At 71.8% G+C, this 19,447-nt stretch carries 18 protein-coding genes; 10 read left to right on the forward strand and 8 right to left on the reverse strand.

Going from position 1 to position 19,447, the window contains the following annotated elements:
• Positions 1-96 precede the first annotated feature (96 nt).
• Positions 97-879, reverse strand: a complete 783-nt coding sequence (locus tag HNR73_RS13140) for an SDR family NAD(P)-dependent oxidoreductase (protein WP_184787684.1) — start codon at positions 877-879, stop codon at positions 97-99.
• 84 nt (positions 880-963) lie between these two features.
• On the opposite strand from HNR73_RS13140, the gene HNR73_RS13145 reads away from it, so the two are divergent.
• Positions 964-1,530: a TetR/AcrR family transcriptional regulator gene (locus tag HNR73_RS13145; RefSeq protein WP_184787685.1), complete on the forward strand. Its 567-nt coding sequence runs from the start codon at positions 964-966 to the stop codon at positions 1,528-1,530.
• A gap of 6 nt (positions 1,531-1,536) precedes the next feature.
• On the opposite strand, the gene HNR73_RS13150 is transcribed toward HNR73_RS13145, so the two are convergent.
• Positions 1,537-2,148, reverse strand: coding sequence for a TetR family transcriptional regulator (locus HNR73_RS13150; RefSeq protein ID WP_239122256.1), 612 nt, complete (start codon positions 2,146-2,148; stop codon positions 1,537-1,539).
• Positions 2,149-2,227: 79 nt separating this feature from the next.
• On the opposite strand from HNR73_RS13150, the gene HNR73_RS13155 reads away from it, so the two are divergent.
• Positions 2,228-3,133, forward strand: coding sequence for an oxidoreductase (locus tag HNR73_RS13155; RefSeq protein ID WP_184787686.1), 906 nt, complete (start codon positions 2,228-2,230; stop codon positions 3,131-3,133).
• A 57-nt stretch (positions 3,134-3,190) separates the two neighbouring features.
• Here the strand turns inward: HNR73_RS13155 and HNR73_RS13160 are convergent, their stop codons facing one another.
• The 3 genes from HNR73_RS13160 to HNR73_RS13170 all read right to left on the reverse strand — a co-directional run bounded on the left by HNR73_RS13160 (position 3,191) and on the right by HNR73_RS13170 (position 7,382).
• Positions 3,191-3,829 carry a response regulator transcription factor gene (locus HNR73_RS13160; RefSeq protein ID WP_184787918.1) on the reverse strand — a complete coding sequence of 213 codons (639 nt, stop codon included), beginning with the start codon at positions 3,827-3,829 and terminating at the stop codon, positions 3,191-3,193.
• Between the two features lie 60 nt (positions 3,830-3,889).
• Entirely contained in the window at positions 3,890-5,470 is a 1,581-nt protein-coding gene (locus tag HNR73_RS13165) for a sensor histidine kinase (protein WP_184787919.1), read from the reverse strand.
• A 115-nt stretch (positions 5,471-5,585) separates the two neighbouring features.
• The gene (locus HNR73_RS13170; RefSeq protein WP_184787687.1) at positions 5,586-7,382 is read right to left on the reverse strand and encodes an AMP-dependent synthetase/ligase; all 1,797 of its coding nucleotides are present in this window, start codon (positions 7,380-7,382) and stop codon (positions 5,586-5,588) included.
• Positions 7,383-7,478: 96 nt separating this feature from the next.
• On the opposite strand from HNR73_RS13170, the gene HNR73_RS13175 reads away from it, so the two are divergent.
• From HNR73_RS13175 to HNR73_RS13190, 4 genes are all read left to right on the forward strand, one after another.
• The gene (locus HNR73_RS13175) at positions 7,479-7,838 is read left to right on the forward strand and encodes a polyketide cyclase / dehydrase and lipid transport (RefSeq protein WP_184787688.1); all 360 of its coding nucleotides are present in this window, start codon (positions 7,479-7,481) and stop codon (positions 7,836-7,838) included.
• 66 nt (positions 7,839-7,904) lie between these two features.
• Positions 7,905-8,351 (forward strand): SRPBCC family protein, encoded by a 447-nt coding sequence (locus tag HNR73_RS13180; RefSeq protein WP_184787689.1) that lies wholly within the window; start codon positions 7,905-7,907, stop codon positions 8,349-8,351.
• A gap of 3 nt (positions 8,352-8,354) precedes the next feature.
• Complete coding sequence (locus tag HNR73_RS13185; protein WP_184787690.1) at positions 8,355-9,299, forward strand: ROK family glucokinase; 945 nt, start codon at positions 8,355-8,357, stop codon at positions 9,297-9,299.
• Positions 9,300-9,366: 67 nt separating this feature from the next.
• A complete protein-coding gene (locus HNR73_RS13190; RefSeq protein WP_184787691.1) occupies positions 9,367-9,987 on the forward strand; it encodes a hypothetical protein in 621 nt (206 codons plus the stop codon).
• A 130-nt stretch (positions 9,988-10,117) separates the two neighbouring features.
• Here HNR73_RS13190 and HNR73_RS13195 read toward each other — a convergent pair whose 3' ends face one another.
• Positions 10,118-10,801 (reverse strand): iron-dependent transcriptional repressor DtxR, encoded by a 684-nt coding sequence (locus HNR73_RS13195; protein WP_184787692.1) that lies wholly within the window; start codon positions 10,799-10,801, stop codon positions 10,118-10,120.
• Positions 10,802-11,115: 314 nt separating this feature from the next.
• On the opposite strand from HNR73_RS13195, the gene HNR73_RS13200 reads away from it, so the two are divergent.
• Positions 11,116-14,349, forward strand: a complete 3,234-nt coding sequence (locus HNR73_RS13200) for a S8 family peptidase (RefSeq protein WP_184787693.1) — start codon at positions 11,116-11,118, stop codon at positions 14,347-14,349.
• 37 nt (positions 14,350-14,386) lie between these two features.
• On the opposite strand, the gene HNR73_RS13205 is transcribed toward HNR73_RS13200, so the two are convergent.
• Together HNR73_RS13205 and HNR73_RS13210 are read right to left on the reverse strand one after the other, a co-directional pair.
• Positions 14,387-15,334 (reverse strand): carbohydrate kinase family protein, encoded by a 948-nt coding sequence (locus HNR73_RS13205; RefSeq protein ID WP_184787694.1) that lies wholly within the window; start codon positions 15,332-15,334, stop codon positions 14,387-14,389.
• A gap of 16 nt (positions 15,335-15,350) precedes the next feature.
• Entirely contained in the window at positions 15,351-16,355 is a 1,005-nt protein-coding gene (locus HNR73_RS13210) for a LacI family DNA-binding transcriptional regulator (protein ID WP_184787695.1), read from the reverse strand.
• Positions 16,356-16,519: 164 nt separating this feature from the next.
• Here HNR73_RS13210 and HNR73_RS13215 point away from each other — a divergent pair, with 164 nt between their 5' ends.
• From HNR73_RS13215 to HNR73_RS13225, 3 genes are read left to right on the forward strand one after another with little or no spacing between them, the layout of a single operon-like run.
• The gene (locus HNR73_RS13215) at positions 16,520-17,533 is read left to right on the forward strand and encodes a sugar ABC transporter substrate-binding protein (protein WP_184787696.1); all 1,014 of its coding nucleotides are present in this window, start codon (positions 16,520-16,522) and stop codon (positions 17,531-17,533) included.
• 37 nt (positions 17,534-17,570) lie between these two features.
• Positions 17,571-18,581 carry an ABC transporter permease gene (locus HNR73_RS13220; protein WP_184787697.1) on the forward strand — a complete coding sequence of 337 codons (1,011 nt, stop codon included), beginning with the start codon at positions 17,571-17,573 and terminating at the stop codon, positions 18,579-18,581.
• Positions 18,578-19,405, forward strand: coding sequence for an ATP-binding cassette domain-containing protein (locus HNR73_RS13225; protein ID WP_184787698.1), 828 nt, complete (start codon positions 18,578-18,580; stop codon positions 19,403-19,405). Before HNR73_RS13220 ends, HNR73_RS13225 begins: the two co-directional genes overlap by 4 nt.
• Positions 19,406-19,447 lie beyond the last annotated feature (42 nt).

Here is a 19,447-nt window from a genome sequence, read left to right on the forward strand (position 1 = left end):
GCGGATCGCTGTTTGCAAGTAGGGCACACTGTACGCACTTAGGCTGACGTCATGACGACGTCATTAGGCCTGGTGGATGAGGTCGTGTGGTCTCGGTCACTCCAGGAGCCGAAGCGTCTCCTCGTGGAGTCTCGCGGCCTCGGCGATGTCGCCGCCGGTGGTGCCCAGCTCGACCCGCCTGTCGCGGTCGAAGGCGCTGTGGCGCTCGGCGGGCGGGTCGGCCAGAAGGGTGGCGGCCGCGACGGCCGCCTTCGCAGGTGGGGTGCCCAGGACGGCGGCCATGGCGGTGACGCCGATGCGCGCCACGCGGCCGAGCGAACCGGCATGGCTCGTGCGGACGAAACCGGGGCTGTAGAGGATGTGGCGGGTCTCGCCGGGGCTCTGGGCGAGGTGGAGGCCGAAGAGTTCGTTGGCCCGGCGGGTGAGCTGGTTGGCCTTGGCGAAGCCGAAGTCCTCCCGTGACTGAAGGTCGTGATGCGGTATGGCGTCACGACGGGCACCGGGAACCGAGGTGTTGAGCACGAGTTTCGGGTGCAGTCCGGTCGTGAGCAGAACGCGGCTGAGGTAGTAGAGGGCGAAGGTGTGCTCGAAGCCCTCCGGGGTCTCGACGCGGTTCCAGCGGGCGTAGGCCGCGCACAGGATCAGGGCGTCGACCGGGCCGAAGGCCGCGGCCGCGGCGATGACGCGCCGGTTCTCGGCGACGAGGGTCAGGTCGGCCGCGATGAAATGCGCGGTGACCGGGCCGGCGTCGGCGGCAAGGGTCTCGAACTTGGCGCGGCTGCGCCCGACGACGACCACGGTCCGGCCTTCGCGCAGGTAGTGGCGGGCGAGCGCGCGGCCGAGCCCGTCGGTGCCGCCGGTGATGACGATCGTGCCCATGGATTCTCCTCCAAGTACCGGAACGGATGTTCCGGTACGTTAGCACGTCCGGAACGACTGTTCCGCTTCGTCTAGGATGGGTCCATGACCTCCGCCCAGGCAGAGCCCCGCCGCAAGGACGCCCGCCGTAACCGCACCCAGATCCTCGACGTCGCGCGCGCCCTGCTCGCCGAACGCGGGCTCGCCGTCGACATGCGGGAGATCGCCGCGGCCTGCGGGGTCGGCGTCGGCACCCTCTACCGGCACTTCCCGGACCGCGACCGGCTGCTGACTGCCGTGCTCGCCGAGGACGCGGCGGTGTGGACGGAGGCGACCGAGCCCGCCCTCGCCGACGCCGACGCGTGGCGGGGTCTGCGCGCCTTCGCCGAGGCGACGCTGAGCCTGATGGCCCGCCACCGGGGGATGCTCGACGGCCTGTCGGGGCCCGAGACGCAGGCCGCCTTCGACGCCTGCCGCGACCACCTCGCCGGCGTCATCGGCGACCTCGTCGGACGCGCCCAGGAGGATGGGCGGCTGCGGCGGGACGTCTCCGCGCACGACGTGGTCGTGCAGGTCATGGCCCTCGGCCGGGCGGTCGAGCTGACCGAGGCCGCGGAACCGGGCGCGTGGCGCCGTCACCTGGAGATCGTGCTGGACGGCCTGGCGGCCTGACCCGCGTCAGGCCGTGCGCTCCACCGCGTCGAGTGCGGGGGCGATGATCGCGAAGGCCCGGTCGGCGAGTACGCCGGGGTCGTCATGACCGCCGTCGTTCCAGCGGTGCAGGGCGGTGTCGAACGCGGTGAGCGCCATGCCCGCCGCCATGCGCGGGTAGAGGTCGCCGTCCTCGGTGCCGAGCCGTTCCGCGAGTGCGGCGGCGAGGTCGTCCTGCCACTGGCTCTGGCGCTCCAGGAAGCGTGCGAGCAGCGCCGGGGTGCCGAGGATCAGCCCGACCACCTGCCGCGCGCGTTCGTGCGCGCCCGCGCAGGCGGCGAGCGGCACACCGAGGGCGTGCCGCAGCGCGACCGACGGCGGTTCGCCGGCCGGGCGGGCGCTGAGGGTCGCGGTGATGTCGGCTCCCATGTCGGTGAGGAAGCGGACCACGACGTCCTCTTTGGACGCGTAGTGGCGGAAGAACGTCCGCCGGGAGACCCCGGCGGCGGCCGCGATCTGGTCGATGGTCACCGCGTCGAAGCCGTCGGCGGCCATGAGCCGCAGCGCGGCCTCGGTGAGTTCGGCGGACACGAGCCGCCGCATGCGCTGGGTCAGGTTCGTCGCGGGCGGCGTGGTCACCCGGCCATGCTACGGCATGCCGATGTGGCACTCAAGCGCTACTTGACACTCAGTGACAACTTGCGGCAGAGTGCCGTCCATGACTCGACACCGCTGGACCGCCGCCGACATCCCCGACCTCACCGGACGCTCCTTCGCCGTCACCGGGGCCAACGGCGGCCTCGGCCTCGCCACGACCCGCGCCCTCGCGGCCAAGGGCGGGCGCGTGATCCTCGCCGTCCGGGACGTGACCAGGGGCCGCGCGGCCGTCGCCGGGCTGCCGCCGGAGAACGTCGACGTGCGGCGCCTCGACCTCACCGACCCCGCCTCCATCGACGCCTTCGCCGACGGACTGGCCGCCGACCACGGGCGACTCGATGTGCTGGTCAACAACGCCGGGGTCATGGGCCCACCCCGGACCCTCACCCCCGGCGGGCACGAACTCCAGTTCGCCGCCAACCACCTCGGGCACTTCGCCTTGACCACGCGCCTGCTCGGCCTGCTCGCCGCCGGACGCGACCCGCGCGTGGTGACCGTCAGTTCCTTCGTCCACCGCAAGGCCCGCATGCGCTTCGACGACCTGACCGGCGAGCGCGGCTACTCCCCGATGGGCTTCTACAACATGTCCAAGCTCGCCAACGCGATCTTCGGTCTTGAGCTGCACCGCCGCCTGACCGCCGCGGGCAGTCCGGTCGCGAGCGTCCTCGCGCATCCCGGGTACAGCGCGACGGGTCTTCAGACGGCTTCCACGAGTGGTCTCACGAAACTGTTCCTGGGCCGCTTCGGCAACGCGCTGCTGGCCCAGCCGGCCGAGCGGGGAGCCTGGCCGCAGCTGTTCGCCGCGACCGATCCGGGCGTCGTCGGCGGCGAGTTCATCGGCCCCGACGGCATGGGGGAGATGCGCGGGCACCCCACGCGGGTGCGGCCTTCGGCCGACGCGCTCGACGAGGAGAACGGGCGGCGGTTGTGGGAGGTCTCCGAGCGGGCGACCGCCGCCGTCGGATAGACCCGGAAACGATGCCGGGGCCGACCGCGTCGGCGGTCGGCCCCGTGCACGGCGTCGTCAGAACTTCGGCGCGTCGGGCGCTTCGAGCAGTCCGAGCCGCAGGGCCGTCATCAGCGCCTGCGCGCGGTTTCCCGCCCCGAGCTTCTCGTAGAGCTTCGAGATGTGGGTCTTGGCCGTCGACTCCGACACGTACAGCTGCTTGGCGATCCCGGCCACGCTCATGCCGTCGGCCAGCAGTTTCAGCACCTGCGACTCGCGCGGGGACAGCTGCGGACCGGTCGGGGTGAGCCGGCGCTTCATGGCCTCGGCGAGGTCGCCGGCGGTGAACGCGTTGGGCGTCGCGGCGGCGTGCCGGGCGGCCGAGACGACGTCGTCGGCGGGCGCGCTCTTGGGCACGAACGCGCTGGCACCGGCTTCCAGGGCGCCGAACAGCTGGTCGTCACCGGCGTACATGGTCAGCACGACGATGCCCATCGACGGGTGGGCCTTGCGAAGCTTGCGCGTCGCCTCCAGGCCACTGCCGTCGGGCAGCCGCAGGTCCATGATCACCACGCTCGGCTGGAGCGCCGCCGCCTTGCGCAGCGCCTCGGCGACGCTTCCGGCCTCACCGGTCACCTCGAACTGGGGGTCACGCTCGAACGCGTGCCGCAGACCCTTGCGGATCAGATCGTGGTCGTCGACGAGCAGAATCGTCATGCGGTTGCCGGCCGGCACCGGGTTGGTCGACGCTGAGGTCACTGAGTTCATAGCGGATTCTCACTCCTTGTTCGCCGTGTTTACGCTACCGCGTGCTGTGGGCGCGGCGAGGATCACGGCCACTGTTGTGCCGTGCGGTTCGCGGGGACGGATCTCCAGCGACGCACGGATGCGTTCGGCGCGCTCGGACATGATGGTCAGTCCGTACCGGCCGTCGGCGCCGGAACCGGCGATGCCGCGGCCGTCGTCGCTGACCTCGATGCGCGCGTAGGGCGGGTCTACTTCGCAGGTCACCCACAGGTTGTCGGCGCGGGCGTGCTTGCGGGCGTTGGTGATCGACTCCTGGGCGATGCGCAGCAGTTCGGCCTCCGTCGCGGCTGGCAGCCGCGCCGTGGACTCGTCGAGCGACAGGTGCACGCGCAGCCCGGCCGACGCGCCGACGGTGCGCGCGTAGTCGGCGATCGCGGCGGTCAGCCCGCCGTGCCGGTCGACTTCGCTGCGCAGCTCGAACAGCGACAGCCGCAGCTCCGTGATCAGCCGCGTCACCTCGGTGCGCAGGTCCTTGAGCTCACCCGCGGCCTCCGTCGCGTGCGGCGGCAGCAGCCCGAGCGCGTTGTCGATGCCGTACCCGACCATCGCCAGCTCCTGCGCGACGCCGTCGTGGATCTCCCGCGCGAGCCGCTGCCGCTCCTCGGTCGTGGCCAGGGACCTGACCTCGTCGAACAGCAGCGCCGTCTCCAGCCGCAGCGCGCCGCTGGCGGCGGCGTCGGCGACCTCGGCGATCATCTCGGCGGTGTAGGCGCCCGGCTGATCGGTCTCGCACACGACGAGTCCGACCGTCCGCACACCCGCCACGAGCGGGACCACCAGCACCGAGACCGCCCCGACCGACGACCGCGATCGCGACAGCGACCGCGCCGAGGTCTGCGACTGCTGGCTCGCCCACGCGTCGGCGAGGGTGCCGTCGGTGTTCAGCGACGTCTCCCAGTCGACCCGGTCGGGCGCGTTCTGCGCCAGGATCACCAGCCGGTCGCCGCCACCGCCGGTCAGCACGGCCGAACGCTCGGCCGGGACGTGGTTGCGCACCTCGTCGAGCAGGTGCGTGGCGATGCCGCCCGGGTCCAGCGTGCCCCCGGGAAGCTGACGGGCGACCGCCCGCAGCTGCGTGAGCAGCGCGGTGGCCTCCTCGTAGGGCTGGGGGGCGCTCGTCGTGCTCGCCTGGAGCGCCTTGCGCAGCCAGCTCGCGGTCACCGCGAACAACCCGGCCAGCACCAGCCACTCCAGCGCGGTGACCCAGAAGTCCTCACCGCCGTCACCGGCCAGCAGCCCCAGGCCGGCGGCGGTGAGCAGGGCGAGAGCGAGGGCCTCGCCGAGGCCCTCCTTCACCCTGCGCCCGCCGAAGAGGGCGGCCCCGCCGAGCGGGACCGTCAGGAACGGCAGCAGCCACCCGTCGAGATGGTCGCTGGACGCCGTGCCCAGCACGACCACCGCGACCTCCGCGACACGCCCGAGCCGCCCGATCACCGGGTGGGCCGGCGCCAGGGTCCCGGGCACGTTCGCCGCGGCGAGCAGGGCGCACCAGGTCAGCGTGTGCCACCAGCCGGTCGCCGCCAGGCCGAGCCCGGCGACGACGAGGAACATGGACAGCCGCAGCAGGAGCGTCGGCACCCGCCAGCGCTCCCTAGGCCACGGCCACGCGCGATCGTTCATATGGCCCGGTCCATATGTGACGGTGCCCCCGTTTCGGTGCCGGCGGTCAGCGGCCGCCGCCGTAGATGATGTCGATTTCCCCAGCGTATTTTTCCATGACGACGTTGCGTTTCACGCTCTGCTTCGGCGTCACCTCGCCGGTGGCCTCGGTCAGGTCCGCCGGAAGGATGCGGTAGGCCTTGATTCCCTCGGCCTTCGAGACCGTCGCGTTGGCCGCGTCGATCGCGGCCTGCACCTCGGCCTTGAGGTCCTCGTCGTCGCGCAGCTCGGTCACCGGAGTGCCCGCGGTCTTGCCGTTGCGCTCCAGCCAGCCCGGCAGCGCCTCGCTGTCGATGGCGACGAGGCAGGCGATGAACGGCTTCGCGTCGCCGATCACGAGGGCCTGGCTGACCAGCGGATGCGCGCGGATCACGTCCTCCATCGGCGCCGGGGCGACGTTCTTGCCGCCCGCGGTCACCAGGATCTCCTTCTTGCGGCCCGTGATGCGCAGGAAACCGTCCTCGTCGATGCTGGCGAGGTCGCCGGTGTGCAGCCAGCCGTCGACGATCATCTCGTCGGTGGCCTGCTGGTTGCGCCAGTAGCCCTTGAAGACCTGGTCGCCCTTGATGAGCAGCTCGCCGTCGTCGCCGAGGCGGGCGCTGGTGTTGGGCACCGGGCGCCCGACGGTGCCGACCTTGTGGGCCGTGTCGAGGTTCAGCGAGATGACCGGCGAGGTCTCGGTGAGGCCGTAGCCCTCGTAGATCGTCACGCCGATGCCGCGGAAGAAGTGCCCGAGGCGCTCACCGAGGGGCGCGCCACCGGAGATGGCGCGGTCGCAGCGGCCGCCGAGGGCCGCGCGGAGCTTGCCGTAGACGAGTTTGTCGAAGAGCTTGTGGCGCAGCCGCAGGCCGAGTCCGACGCGGCCGCTGTCGAGGGCCTCGCTGTACTCGATGGCGGTGGCGGCGGCCCGGTCGAAGATCTTGCCCTTGCCGCCGTCGGCGGCCTTCTGGCGGGCGCCGTTGTAGACCTTCTCGAACACGCGCGGCACGGCCAGCAGGAAGGTCGGCTGGAAGGTCGGCAGGATCGTGGCGATCTTCTTGGCGTCGGCGAAGTGCCCGAGCCGTACGCGCGCCTCGACGGCGCCGAGCTGGACGATCCGTGCGAAGGAGTGCGCGAGGGGGAGGAACAGGATCGTCGTGGCGTGCTCGTGGAACAGCGACTGCACTCCGGTGATGGTGTTGGAGATGTCGCTGTACATGTTCCGGTGCGACAGCATGCAGCCCTTGGGGCGGCCGGTCGTGCCGGAGGTGTAGATGATCGTGGCCAGGTCGTCGGCCTTCGAGGCGCGGCGCAGCTCGTTGATGTCGGCGGCCGCGGTCTTCCCGGCGGTGCGGAGGTCGTCGAGGCCGCCGGACTCGATCGTCCACAGCTGCTTGAGCTCGGGCAGGTCGGCGCGCACGGACGCGACGGTCTCGGCGTGCGCCTCCTTCTCCACGATGCAGGCGGTCGCCTCGGAGTCGGACAGGTTCCAGCGGACCTGGTCGGCGCTGGAGGTCTCGTAGACCGGGACGCTCACGGCGCCGACGGCCCAGATGGCGTAGTCGACGAGCGTCCACTCGTAGCGGGTGGCCGACATGAGGCCGATGCGGTCGCCGGGCTTGATGCCCGCCGCGACCAGGCCGAGGGCCACCTCGACGACCTCGTCCCGGAACGTCGCGCTCGTCACGTCGCTCCACGTGCCGTCGGCCTCGGGGCGGGCGAAGATCACCGAGTCGGGGTGGTTCTCGGCGTTGGCCCACAGCGGGTCGGTCAGATTGGCGTCGTCAGGGACCGTCACGGCTCGCGGCACTGAAAACTCGCGCACGGTTGTCTCCAAAATTTCCGGGGCGTTCCGGGGTGATTAATGAAACGCTACCGCCTGGTAGGCGCGGGTTGGAAGACCCTGGGGGACAATACGGCCGTGCCCGCTCTCGATCTCATCGATGACACGTACATGGCGTGTAGTCCCGAAACGCTCGCGCCATTGGTCTCCGCGCCCGCGCTGGCCGCCGAATTGTGGCCGGAATGGCGCGTGTCCGTTACCGAGGAACGCGGTGTGGAAGGGGTGAGATGGAAAGTCGGCGGACCGGTCGCGGGAAGCACCGAGGTCTGGATTGAACGGTACCGCGATCGGGGCGCGTTGGTCCACGTCTACGTCCGGGTCGACCCCACCGGAAAGCCCTGGTCGCCGCGGGAGACCGAACGTCGCCGGGAGCGGCTGAGGCGCCGGGTGAAAGCGGTGATGTGGCGAGTGAAGGACGAGGTCGAGCGTGACCGCTGAGGCTTCCGCGCCGAGTGCGCCGTGCTGTACCGGACGCCCCTCGGCGGTCGAGTAACCTTCGTGCACATGACGGACTCGTCGACACAGTCAATAGGTGTGTCCGCCGCGCCTGAGCAAGTCGCGGCGGTGATCCTCGACTTCGCGGCCTACCCCGAGTGGGCCGGCTCGATCAAGTCGTCGGAGGTGCGCGAAACCGACGATCAGGACAGGCCGGCGCTCGTCGGTTTCGTACTGGACGCCGGTGTGCTCAAAGACGAGTACGCGTTGCGCTACACCTATGCCGACGACCTGAGCCGGATCAGCTGGACCCTTGAGGGGTCCTCGGCGATCCAGAAGTCGCAGCAGGGCTCCTACGAGATCGCCGACAACGGCGACGGGACGTCGACGGTCACGTACACGCTCGCGATCGACCTGAGCATGCCGATGCTGGGCATGTTCCGCCGCAAGGCCGAGAAAATGATCATGGATACCGCGCTCAAGGAGCTCAAGCGGCGCGTCGAGTCGAGGGGATAGCCGATGTCACTGGCGATCGGAGTGGACATCGGGGGCACGAAGGTGCTGGGCGCCGTCGTCGACGACGAGGGCAAGGTCCTCGGTGAGGCCAGGCGGGAAACCCCGGCCGACGACGTGTCCGGCGTGCACACCCGCATCATCGAGGTCATCACCGAGCTGCGCGAGACCCACGAGGTCACCTCGGTCGGGATCGGCGCGGCCGGCTGGATCGACGCCGCCCGCTCCACGGTCCTGTTCGCGCCGAACCTGGCGTGGCGCAACGAGCCCCTGCGCGACCGCATCGCCGCCGACGTGGACCTCCCCGTCGTCGTCGAGAACGACGCCAACGTCGCCGCCTGGGCCGAGTTCCGCTACGGCGCCGCCCGCGACGCCGACTCGGCGCTGCTGTTCACCGTCGGCACCGGCATCGGTGGGGGAGCCGTCATCGACGGCCGCCTGCTCCGCGGCGCCCACGGCGTGGCCGCCGAGTTCGGGCACATGCTCGCCGTCCCCGACGGCCACATCTGCGGCTGCGGCCGGCACGGCTGCATCGAGCAGTACGCCAGCGGCAGCGCGCTCGTCCGCTTCGCCCGCGAACTGGCCGCGGAGAGCCCCGACAAGGCCGTCGCGCTCCTCGAACTCGCCGGCGGCGACGTCGCCGCGATCGACGGGCCGATGGTGACCACCGCGGCCCAGGACGGCGACCCCGTCTCCCGCGAGGCCTTCACCCGCATCGGCGGCTACCTGGGCGAAGGGCTCGCCGACATGGCGCAGGCCTTCGACCCCGAGACCCTGGTCATCGGCGGCGGCGTCATCGAGGCCGGCGACCTGCTGCTCGACCCCGCGCGCGCCTCCTACGAGAAGGCCCTCTCGGCCCGCTCGCGCCTGCCGGTCGCCGACGTGCGGGCCGCGCAGCTCGGTGTCCACGCCGGAGTCATCGGGGCGGCTGACCTGTCGCGGGTGAGCTGACTCGCGCTACCGTGAAGCGCTGTTCCCCTGTCCCCGCCGAGAGGCGGGATCCCCCGAGGAGACGACCGTGTCCACAAAGCGCCTTCACCGGGTCCTGGGTGCCTGCGCGCTGCTGCTCGCGCTGAGCACGGCCGCCGCCTGCGGCGGCGGCGAAGGCGGCGGGGAACCGGAGGCCGCGGGATCCTCCTCGGCGCCGGTGGGGATCGAGTCCGAACCCGACCCCTCGGGCGCGCCCGAGGAGGAGAAGGGCACCGAGGACGACGCCAAGGGCGCCTGCGAGTACCTCGACGTGGCTGCCGTCGCCGAGGCCGTCGGAGTCGATTTCACCGTCGTCGAGCCCGCCGAGGCCAAGAACGCCCAGGTCTGCGTCCTGCAGACCACGAAGGGCTCCTACCCCGACCTGACGTTGGCGACGGCCAAGACGAAGGCCGACCCGGCGAGCTTCAAGGCGACGATGATGCCCGACTCGGCCGAGGAGGTCGGCAAGCTCGGCAAGTCGGCCTACCAGGTCGTGCTGAAGGCGCCGAAAGGCGGCGGGCCGGTCGCCGAGATCGGCTGGCTGTCGGACGACGACCGGCTCTTCACGCTCCGGTACACCTCCGAGGCGGGGACGAAGAAGGACACCGTCGCCAAGACCCTGAAGCCGCTCGTCGCCCTCGCCAAGGCGATCGAGAAGGCCGCGAAGTAAGCGCCCGGCGCCGCCGCCGGGCTGTCGGGCGGCGGAGCGCCGGAGGAGCGTCGTGGGCGTGGCGTCCGGCTCCCACCGACCTGAAACACGAGGACCCCGGCCGACGGCCGGGGTCCTCGTGTTCTCGTTCTTAGACCGCGGGGGCCACGAACACGCGCGTCGCGGCTTCGCGGGAGAGGCGGACCGAGTCACCGCTGTGGGTGATCAGCACGGCGCCCTCCTCCTGCTCGACGTGCACGGTGGCGCCGGGGTTGACGCCCGCCTCGTGCAGCTCGCGCAGGACGGTCGCGTCGGTCTGGACGCTCTCGCAGATCCGGGTCACGGTCACCGAACCGGGCAGCCCGGCCGAGGCCAGGTGCTGCTCGCCCTCCGGCGAGCCGTCGACGGCGGTGGCCCCGAAGGCGTCGAGCCCGGGGATGGGGTTGCCGTAGGGGGAGCGGGTCGGCCGCTTGAGCAGCTCGAAGACCTTCTCCTCCACGGCGTCGCTCATCACGTGCTCCCACCGGCAGGCCTCGTCGTGGGCCTCCTCGTAGGACATGCCGATGACGTCGACGAGCAGCAGCTCGGCGAGGCGGTGCTTGCGCATGACCGACACGGCCTGCTTACGGCCAAGCTCGGTCAGCTCCAGGTGGCGGTCCCCCTGGACGGTGAGGAGCCCGTCGCGCTGCATGCGCGCGACCGTCTGGCTCACCGTCGGGCCGCTCTGGTGCAGTCGCTCGGCGATCCGTGCGCGCAGTGGGGTGACCCCCTCCTCCTCAAGTTCGAGGATCGTGCGCAGGTACATCTCAGTGGTGTCGACCAGGTCGGTAGTCATCTGTGCGGCCTCTTCTCCCGATGCGACGATGCTACCTGCGCACTTGCCGGTCGCCGTGGTCGGACGGGCGTTCGATCGTGGGCTGTTTTCTGGAGTCAGTCCAGTCTAGCCATGGCTCGCCGGACCGTCGTGTTCCGCCGCTCACAGGGCCCCATCAGGGTCCCATGTGCCCCGCCGGCATATGCGTTCGAGGCTACCGGTGGGGTGCGACAGAACCGTCGATCGGTCCGGTGCCGCGGACAACCGTGAGCCGGGCGATTCCCGTATGTACCTCCGTGGGCGAAGCGCCCACGTCACCCCGACCGGGAGTCGTATTGAGAATCCGACGAGCACTCATCCTCGCGGGTGCCGCCGCACTGCTGCTCAGCGGTGTGCCCGCGAACGCCGGACCTCCGCCCGACCCGACCGCCCCGCCCGCCGGCGCCTTCGCGCGGCCGCGGGTCCTCACCCTCGTCACCGGTGACAAGGTCCGTATGAACTCGCCCGATGCCTTCGTCTACGAACCCGCCGAAGGCCGCGAGGACGTCGGCTACGGCACCCGCACCGTCTGGAACGGCGACGACCGCGACGTGCACGTCGTCCCCGCCGACGCGGCGGCGCTCGTCGCGGCCGGGCGCCTCGACGAGCGGCTCTTCAACGTTTCCGGGCTCCTCCGCGACGGGCTCGCCGACACCGGCCTGCCGCTGATCGTCCAGTACGGCGACGGTTCGCCACGCGGTTCCTTCAGCGCCGACGTCTCCCGCGACCTGCCCGCCATCGACGCCCGCGCACTGAGCGTCTCCGCGGGCCGGGCCGCGGCCATGTGGGAAGACATCACCGGCGGGAGCCCCCGCGCGTTCGGGGCGGGCGTGACCAGGGTCTGGCTGGACGGCAGGGCCCGTGTCGCGCTGGATGTGAGCGTTCCGCAGGTCGGTGCGCCCGCCGCGTGGGAGGCCGGGTTCGACGGGGAGGGCGTCACCGTCGCCGTCCTCGACACCGGCTACGACGCGACCCATCCCGACCTCGCCGGGAGGGTGGCCGGGGTCCGCGACTTCACCGGCACCTCGCCCGAGGCGATCGACGGCTACGGCCATGGGACGCACGTGGCGTCCACCGTCGCCGGTTCCGGGGCCGCGAGCGACGGCCGGTTCAAGGGCGTCGCACCGGGCAGCGGGCTCCTGATCGGCAAGGTCTGCGGCGACGACGGCTACTGCGCCGACAGCGATGTCATCGCCGGGATGCAGTGGGCGGCCGACGAGGGCGCCACCGCGGTCAACCTCAGCCTCGGCGGTGACCCCACCGACGGCACCGATCCGCTCTCCCTCGCCGTCGACGCGCTCAGCGCGGACACCGGGACCCTCTTCGTGGTGGCCGCCGGGAACCACGGCACCACCGAGGCGGTGGGGGCACCGGCCTCGGCGGACTCGGCCCTCGCGGTCGGCAGCGTCACCAAGACCGACGCGCTGTCCGACTTCTCCAGCCAGGGCCCGCGCATGGGCGACCACGCCGTCAAGCCCGACATCGCCGCTCCCGGATCGGCGATCACCGCCGCCCGTGCGGCCGGGACCGCGGGCGAGGGCCCCTACGTCACCGCCGACGGCACCTCCATGGCCACACCGCACGTCACCGGCGCGGCCGCGATCCTCAAGCAGCGCCATCCCGATTGGACCGGCGCGCGCCTGAAGGCAGCGCTGATGAGTGCGAGCGCCGGGCTCGACGGGCCGGGGGCCTTCGCGATCGGCGCCGGACGGCTCGACGTCGCACGGGCCGTCGCGCAGGAGGTCTTCGCCGACGGGAACGCGAGTTTCCCGATGTCGGCCTACCCGCACGACGGGGGACCGGTGACGCGGACGGTCGCCTACACCAACACGTCCGCCGTGGACGTGACACTCGATCTCGCGGTCACCGGCCCCGTCGAGGGCCTGTTCGGCGTGGAGGAGACCTCGGTGGTCGTTCCCGCCGGGGGCCACGCCGAGGTCGTCGTCACGGCCGATCCGGGCGGGAAACCCGACGGCGCCTACGGTGGTGCGCTCGTCGCCGGTGCCGGGGGGACGGTCGTCCGCACGGCGCTGGGCATCTACCTGGAGCCGGAGCTGTACGACCTCACCCTTGACGCCGAGCCGCGCGCCGGGACGATCGACCACCTCTACGCGGCGGTGTTCGACGTGGACACCTACGAGAGCTTCGAGATCGCCGAGTGGGACGCCGACGGTGACGCGACGATCCGGATCCCCGCCGCCCGCTACGCCGTCTACGGCGGGATCATGGAAGGCGGGGACGAGCCTTCGCAGACCTCCTTCTCCGGCGACGTCGTCCTCTCGGGCGACCGGACGGTCTCCTGGGCCGCCGCCGGGGGGACCCTCAACGGCGTCGACCTCGACCACGATGACGCCGTCACGTGGTCGGTGACCGACGTGCTGGTCGCCGCCGACCCCGCGTCGTCGACCGGGCACAACGTCACCCTCACCCCGCCGGTGGGTGCGAAGTCCTACTCCGTCGCCGGGGACATGCCCGGCCCGAACTCCTGGTACCTGCGCGACGAGCGGCTCGTCAGCCCCGAAGGCGCCACCGAGGAGTACTCCTACGACCTCACCTTCCCCGTCCGGGGGCGTGTCCCGGAGGGGAGCGTCCGGCGGGTCACCGACGCCGCTCTGGCCGCGGTGGACACCCGCTACAGCGCGCAGGGGGCGGCGGCCGCCGGTTGGCGCGTGGACTTCTGGGCGGGAATCGAACGGGGGATCTGGTGGGCGCAGAACCGGCGGCAGGCGGTGCCCGGTGAGCGCACCGAGTACTTCACTCCGGGACGGTGGAACTCCTACCTCGGCATCGGTGACGACAGCGGCGGCGAGCCTTCGGAGCGGCGGGTCGAGCTGGTCGCGGGCCGCGCGGCGCGGACCTGGAACTCGGCTCCGCTCAACGTCGGTCTCGACCCGGTGTACGCCGCCTTCGTCCACGAGGGCGACCGGGCCTTCCTTCGGGTCGGCATGTTCGACGCGGTCGAACGCGAGCATTTCACCGACAGCGGTGGAGGCGAGCGGTACCTCGGGACGACGGTGATCCTGGCCGACGGCGTCGAGATCCGCCGCGAGACGGAGTCGGTGTGCAACGCCTTCGGGGTTCCACTGCCGGACGCGTTCGACGGGACGGTCACCGTCACGTGCGACGCCGTGCGCGAGGTCGCCTGGGCCACGATCGGGACGGCCGCGAGCGCGGAGTGGAACTTCGCGGTCCGGCCCGGCGAGACCGTCCCGGCGATGAGCGCGGTCCGGCTCGACGCCTCGGGCGTCGTGGACGGCTACGCCGACGCGAGGCTGCCGCAGATCGTCGCGCTGGAGGTCTACGAGCAGGCGGGCGCGGCCGAGGTGAGTACGAAGTCGCTGACCTTCGAGGTCTCCTACGACGAGGGGAAGACCTGGCGGAAGGTCGGCGTGCGTCGCGGCGGCGACCACGCCGTCGCCCTCCTGCGGCACCCGGCCGGTGCCACGTCGGTGTCGACGCGACTGTCGGCGGCCGATGAGGCGGGGAACACGGTCACGCAGACCATGATCAGGTCCTACGGCCTGAGGTGACCGGCGGCGGGGGCGCGCGGACGGGCGCGCCTCCGCCTCACGGAGTCAGTTCTTTGGCCCACGGTGGGTTCGCGCCGCTTGTCTCGCAGGTCCGCGCGGCCACCAGGGCGGCGAACTCCAGCGCCTCCCGTACTTCGGCGACCGTGAGCCCGTCCAGCCGGCCGCCGAGCCGCCCGAGGCGGCCGAGGGTGTGCAGCAGCCCGGCGCTGAAGGCGTCGCCCGCGCCGACGGTGTCGACCATGTCCGCCGGGACGGCCGGGACCTCGGTGAGTTCGCCGTCGAAGGACGCGACGGCCCCGTTCCCGCCGCGGGTGACGACGATGAGCCGCACGCCCATGGCGTGCCAGCGTTCGCCGATCGCGGCTGGCGTCTCGCCGGGGTGGATGTAGGCGAGGTCCTCGTCGCTGACCTTGACGATGTCGGCCAGGGGCAGCCAGCGGGGGAGCCCTTCGCGGTAGGCGGCGGCCTCAATGAGCCCGGGCCGGGCGTTGGGGTCGACGCAGATCGTGGCGTGCGGGCGGGCGGCGGCCAGGGCGGCGCGGATCCGCGCGGCGCCCGGGTCGAGGGCGAGGGCGAGTGAGCCGGTGTGGACGGCGTCGACGGGGGTGTCGGTGAGGTGCGCGAGTTCCTCGGGCGTCCAGTGCCAGTCGGCGGTCTCGGCGACGTAGAAGTCGTAGTCGGCGCGGCCTTCGGCGTCGAGGGCGGTGACGGCGAGGGTGGCCTTGCGTTTGGTGGGGACGGCCGCCGACAGGTCCACGCCGGACTCGTCGAGGTGCGCGCGCAGGAGCCGGCCGAGCGGGCCGGTCGACAGGCGCCCGAGGAAACGCGCGCGGGTGCCGAGGCGGGCGAGTGCGACGGCGGTGTTGGCGGGGCTGCCGCCGGGGGTGACACGCAGGCCGAAACCGCCGCCCGCCGGGGCGCGGTCGCCGGTGGCGGGCAGGAACGCGTCGGCCACGGCTTCGCCGATCACCGCGATCGCGGTCATGGATTCTCCTGTGAGGTCAGTTGGCGGGGCAGCCGCAGGAATCGCGGTGCATGAAGGTCGGTTCGAGGCGGACCGTCCGGGGTGGACGGTGGGGGTCGCCGAGGCGGTCGAGGAGGAGCCGGACGGCCTGGCCGCCGATGTCGCCGATGGGCTGGGCCATGGCGGTCAGGCGGGGGTGGAAGAGGTCGGCCCATTCGAAGTCGTCGAAGGTGACCAGGGCGAGATCGCCGGGGACGCGGATGCCGCGTTTGGTGAGCGCGCGCATGGTCTCGATGGCGAGGTGGTTGTTGCCGATGACCAGCGCGGTCGGCGGGTCGGGGAGGGCGAGGAGTTCGGTGACGGCGGCGTCGGCGAAGGCCGTGCCGGGGCGGCCGTTGACGACCAGCGCGGGGTCGGCCGACAGGCCGGCCTCCTTGAGGCCGTCGCGGTAGCCCTCGGTGCGTTCGATGGTGGTGCGCAGGTCGGGGAGGTTGGCGATGAGGCCGACGCGGCGGTGGCCGAGCGCGCTGAGGTGGCCGGTGAGTGCGGCGGTCGCCGCGCGGTTCTCCGAGCCGATCTGGTCGAGGGAGTCCGCGGCGCAGCGGTCGACGAGGACCGTGGGCACGCCGAGTTCGGCGAGGTAGTTCAGGGCGGGGCCGTCGGCGCCGGTGCTGGGGGCGTAGAGGACGCCGTCGACGCGGCGCTGGTGGAGGGCCTGGACGACGTGCAGTTCCTCCTCGGGGTCGTCGTGGGTGTCGGCGAGCAGGAGGGTGTAGCCGGCCTCGCGGGCGGCGGTGTCGATCGCGGCGACGATGTCGGCGAAGTAGAAGTTCGAGATCGCCGAGATGGCCAGGCCGATCGTCTTGGTGCTGGCGGTGACCAGGGACCTCGCGATCGTGTTGTGGGTGTACCCGGTGCGGCGGATCGCGGCCAGTACCCGTTCCTTGGTGTCCTCTTTGACGAAGCGGGTCCCGTTGATGATGTGGGAGACCGTCGAGACGGACACTCCTGCTTCACGGGCCACGTCGGCCATCGTCGCCATTGGTCCTCCCTTCGCTCCGGTGTGCCCCCATGGTGCCGCGACCAGAATACGCAAACGCTCGCGCAAACGCTTGCGCGAGCGTTTGCGCGGCTGTAGCGTAGCGCCTCAGAAACAGACATGTAACCCAAGACACACCTTGAGCAAGGCCCTGAACTGGAGGAACGATGAAAGCGACGTTAAAAAGGCGGCACCGCCGCACCGGAATCGCCGCCGCCCTGGCGCTGGTGGTCCTCGGCGTCCCGGCGCTCGCCGCGTGCGGGTCGGGGGCCGGTGACGACGGCGCCGTGAAGGTCGGCCTGATCACCAAGACCGAGACCAACCCCTTCTTCGTGAAGATGAAGGAGGGCGCGCAGGCCGCCGCCGACGCCAACGGCCTCGAACTCATCGCCGCCGCCGGCGCCTACGACGGCGACAACCAGGGCCAGCTCACCGCGATCGAGAACATGATCGCCGCGGGCGTCAAGGGCATCCTGATCACCCCGAGCGACACCGCCGCGATCGTCCCGACCATTCAGAAGGCCCGCGACGCCGGGATCATGGTCATCGCGCTCGACACCCCGACCGACCCCCAGGACGCCACCGACGCGCTCTTCGCCACCGACAACTTCAAGGCCGGGGAGCTGATCGGCGCGTTCGCCAAGGCGAGGTTCGCCGGCGCCCCCGCCAAGATCGCCACGCTCGACCTCGCGCCCGGCGTGACCGTCGGGCAGCTGCGCCACGACGGATTCCTCAAGGGCTTCGGCATCGCCGAGGGCGACCCGCAGCTCGTCTGCTCCGCCGACACCCAGGGCGACCAGGCCAAAGGCCAGAGCGCCATGGAGAACTGCCTCCAGAAGGACCCCGGCATCGACCTCGTCTACACGATCAACGAGCCCGCCGCTCTCGGCGCCCACACCGCCGTCGAGGCCGCCGGACGGGCCGGCGAGGTGACCATCGTGTCCGTCGACGGCGGCTGCACCGGGATCCAGGGCGTCGAGGACGGCAAGATCGCCGCCACCTCCCAGCAGTACCCGCTGAAGATGGCACAGCTCGGCGTCGAGGCCGTCGCCGCCTTCGCCAAGGACGGGACGAAGGCCGGTGGCTACACCGACACCGGCGTCACCCTCGTCGCCGGGGAACCGGTCACCGGTGTCGAGTCGAAGGACGTCGCCTACGGCAAGGAGAACTGCTGGGGCTGAGCGCGCCCGAGCGGACACCGACCATGAGGAAACCCCCATGACCAGTTCCATCAAGATGGCGCCGCCCGCCCCACCGCCGCCCATGGCCGCGCGGACGATCTGGCGCCGCGCGCTCAGCGTCTCGACCATCGGCCCGCTGGCCGCGCTGGTGCTCGCCTGCGTGTACTTCTCGCTCCAGACCGACCGTTTCCTGACCGGACCGAACTTCTCGCTCATCCTCCAGCAGGTGATGGTCGTCGGGACCCTGGCCGTCGGCCAGACCCTGGTGATCCTCACCGCCGGGATCGACCTGTCCAACGGCGCGATCATGGCCTTCGGCAGCATCGTGATGACCAGGTTCGCCGTCGACGGCGGCGTGCACCCGCTGCTCGCGATCGCCGCGGGCATCGCCGTGTGCGGCCTGTTCGGCGCCGCCAACGGGCTCCTGGTCACCAGGGTGAAGCTGCCGCCGTTCATCGTCACCCTCGGCATGCTCAACATCGCCTACGCGCTGACGCACGTCTACTCCGATGAGAAGACGGTCTCCAAACTCCCGCCGATGCTCACCGCCCTCGGCCGGACCTTCGACCTCGGCGGCACCCGCGTCACCTACGGCACGGTCGTGGCGCTGGTCCTCTTCGGCGTCTTCGCCTTCGTGCTCGGCCAGACCGCCTGGGGACGGCGTGTCTACGCCACCGGCAACAACCCCGAGGCGACCCGCCTGACGGGCGTGCCGACCCGGCGCGTGCTGCTGGCGGTCTACACCGTCGCCGGACTCGTCTACGGCGTCGCCGCGCTCCTGCTGGTGGCCCGCACCGGCGTCGGCGATCCCAAGGCCGGGCAGACCGAGAACCTGGAGAGCATCACCGCCGTCGTCCTCGGCGGCACGAGCCTCTTCGGCGGCCGGGGCGCCGTCCTCGGGACCCTCGTCGGCGCGCTCATCGTCGGCGTGTTCCGCAACGGCCTCCAGCTGACCGGCGTCGCCCCGATCTACCAGATCCTCATCACCGGCGTCCTGGTGATCCTCGCCGTCGCCGTCGACCGGATCTCCCGGGGGAGGAACCGATGACCGGTGCGGAAGAACCCCGCCTTTCCGCTCGTGGACTGGTGAAACGCTATGGCCACGTCACCGCCCTCGACGGCGCCGACTTCGACCTCCGTGCCGGTGAGGTCCTGGCCGTCATCGGCGACAACGGCGCCGGGAAGAGCACCCTCATCAAAGCGCTCACCGGAGCGGTCACCCCCGACGCCGGGCACATCGTCCTCGACGGGAGACCCGTCCGCTTCCGCAACCCCCTCGACGCACGCCGCGCCGGGATCGAGACCGTCTATCAGGAACTCGCGCTCGCCCCGGCCCTCGACATCCCGACCAACATGTTCCTCGGCCGGGAACTGCGCCGCAAAGGCGTCCTCGGCACGGTGTTCCGCATGCTCGACAAGCCGCGCATGCGCGCCGAGGCCGCGCGCAACATGGCCGAGCTCCAGATCGGCCTGCGTTCGCTGACCTCGCCGGTGGAGGACCTCTCCGGCGGGCAGCGGCAGGGCGTCGCGGTGGCGCGCGCGGCGGCCTGGGCCAGGCACGTGGTGATCATGGACGAGCCGACCGCCGCGCTCGGTGTGCGGGAGTCGGCGCAGGTCCTCGCACTGATCGGCCGGGTCCGCGACCGCGGCCTGCCGGTCGTGCTGATCAGCCACAACATGCCGCACGTCTTCGAGATCGCCGACCGGATCCACGTCCAGCGGCTCGGCCGGCGGGTCGCGCTGGTCGACAGGGACACCTACTCGATGCCCGAGGTCGTGGCGATCATGACCGGTGCCCTGCGCGTCGAGGACTCCACGGCGGTCGTCGTCGACGAGGCGGCCGCCGAGGCCGCGGGCGTCGCCGACCGCTGAGACACCGGCCGGGCCGTCCACCGGCGGCCCGGCCGCCCGAGA

The organism is Phytomonospora endophytica (assembly GCF_014202425.1).
GTDB classification, from domain to species: domain Bacteria; phylum Actinomycetota; class Actinomycetes; order Mycobacteriales; family Micromonosporaceae; genus Phytomonospora; species Phytomonospora endophytica.

What these genes read in the sequence shown, in the direction of transcription:
- HNR73_RS13140 (WP_184787684.1), bottom strand. Translation starts at nt 879, where the DNA reads ATGGGCACGATCGTCATCACCGGCGGCACCGACGGGCTCGGCCGCGCG.
- HNR73_RS13145 (WP_184787685.1), top strand. Translation starts at nt 964, where the DNA reads ATGACCTCCGCCCAGGCAGAGCCCCGCCGCAAGGACGCCCGCCGTAAC.
- HNR73_RS13155 (WP_184787686.1), top strand. Translation starts at nt 2,228, where the DNA reads ATGACTCGACACCGCTGGACCGCCGCCGACATCCCCGACCTCACCGGA.
- HNR73_RS13160 (WP_184787918.1), bottom strand. Translation starts at nt 3,829, where the DNA reads ATGACGATTCTGCTCGTCGACGACCACGATCTGATCCGCAAGGGTCTG.
- HNR73_RS13165 (WP_184787919.1), bottom strand. Translation starts at nt 5,470, where the DNA reads ATGTTCCTCGTCGTCGCCGGGCTCGGCCTGGCGGCGACCGGCTGGTGG.
- HNR73_RS13180 (WP_184787689.1), top strand. Translation starts at nt 7,905, where the DNA reads ATGACGGACTCGTCGACACAGTCAATAGGTGTGTCCGCCGCGCCTGAG.
- HNR73_RS13185 (WP_184787690.1), top strand. Translation starts at nt 8,355, where the DNA reads ATGTCACTGGCGATCGGAGTGGACATCGGGGGCACGAAGGTGCTGGGC.
- HNR73_RS13195 (WP_184787692.1), bottom strand. Translation starts at nt 10,801, where the DNA reads ATGACTACCGACCTGGTCGACACCACTGAGATGTACCTGCGCACGATC.
- HNR73_RS13205 (WP_184787694.1), bottom strand. Translation starts at nt 15,334, where the DNA reads ATGACCGCGATCGCGGTGATCGGCGAAGCCGTGGCCGACGCGTTCCTG.
- HNR73_RS13210 (WP_184787695.1), bottom strand. Translation starts at nt 16,355, where the DNA reads ATGGCGACGATGGCCGACGTGGCCCGTGAAGCAGGAGTGTCCGTCTCG.
- HNR73_RS13215 (WP_184787696.1), top strand. Translation starts at nt 16,520, where the DNA reads ATGAAAGCGACGTTAAAAAGGCGGCACCGCCGCACCGGAATCGCCGCC.
- HNR73_RS13220 (WP_184787697.1), top strand. Translation starts at nt 17,571, where the DNA reads ATGACCAGTTCCATCAAGATGGCGCCGCCCGCCCCACCGCCGCCCATG.
- HNR73_RS13225 (WP_184787698.1), top strand. Translation starts at nt 18,578, where the DNA reads ATGACCGGTGCGGAAGAACCCCGCCTTTCCGCTCGTGGACTGGTGAAA.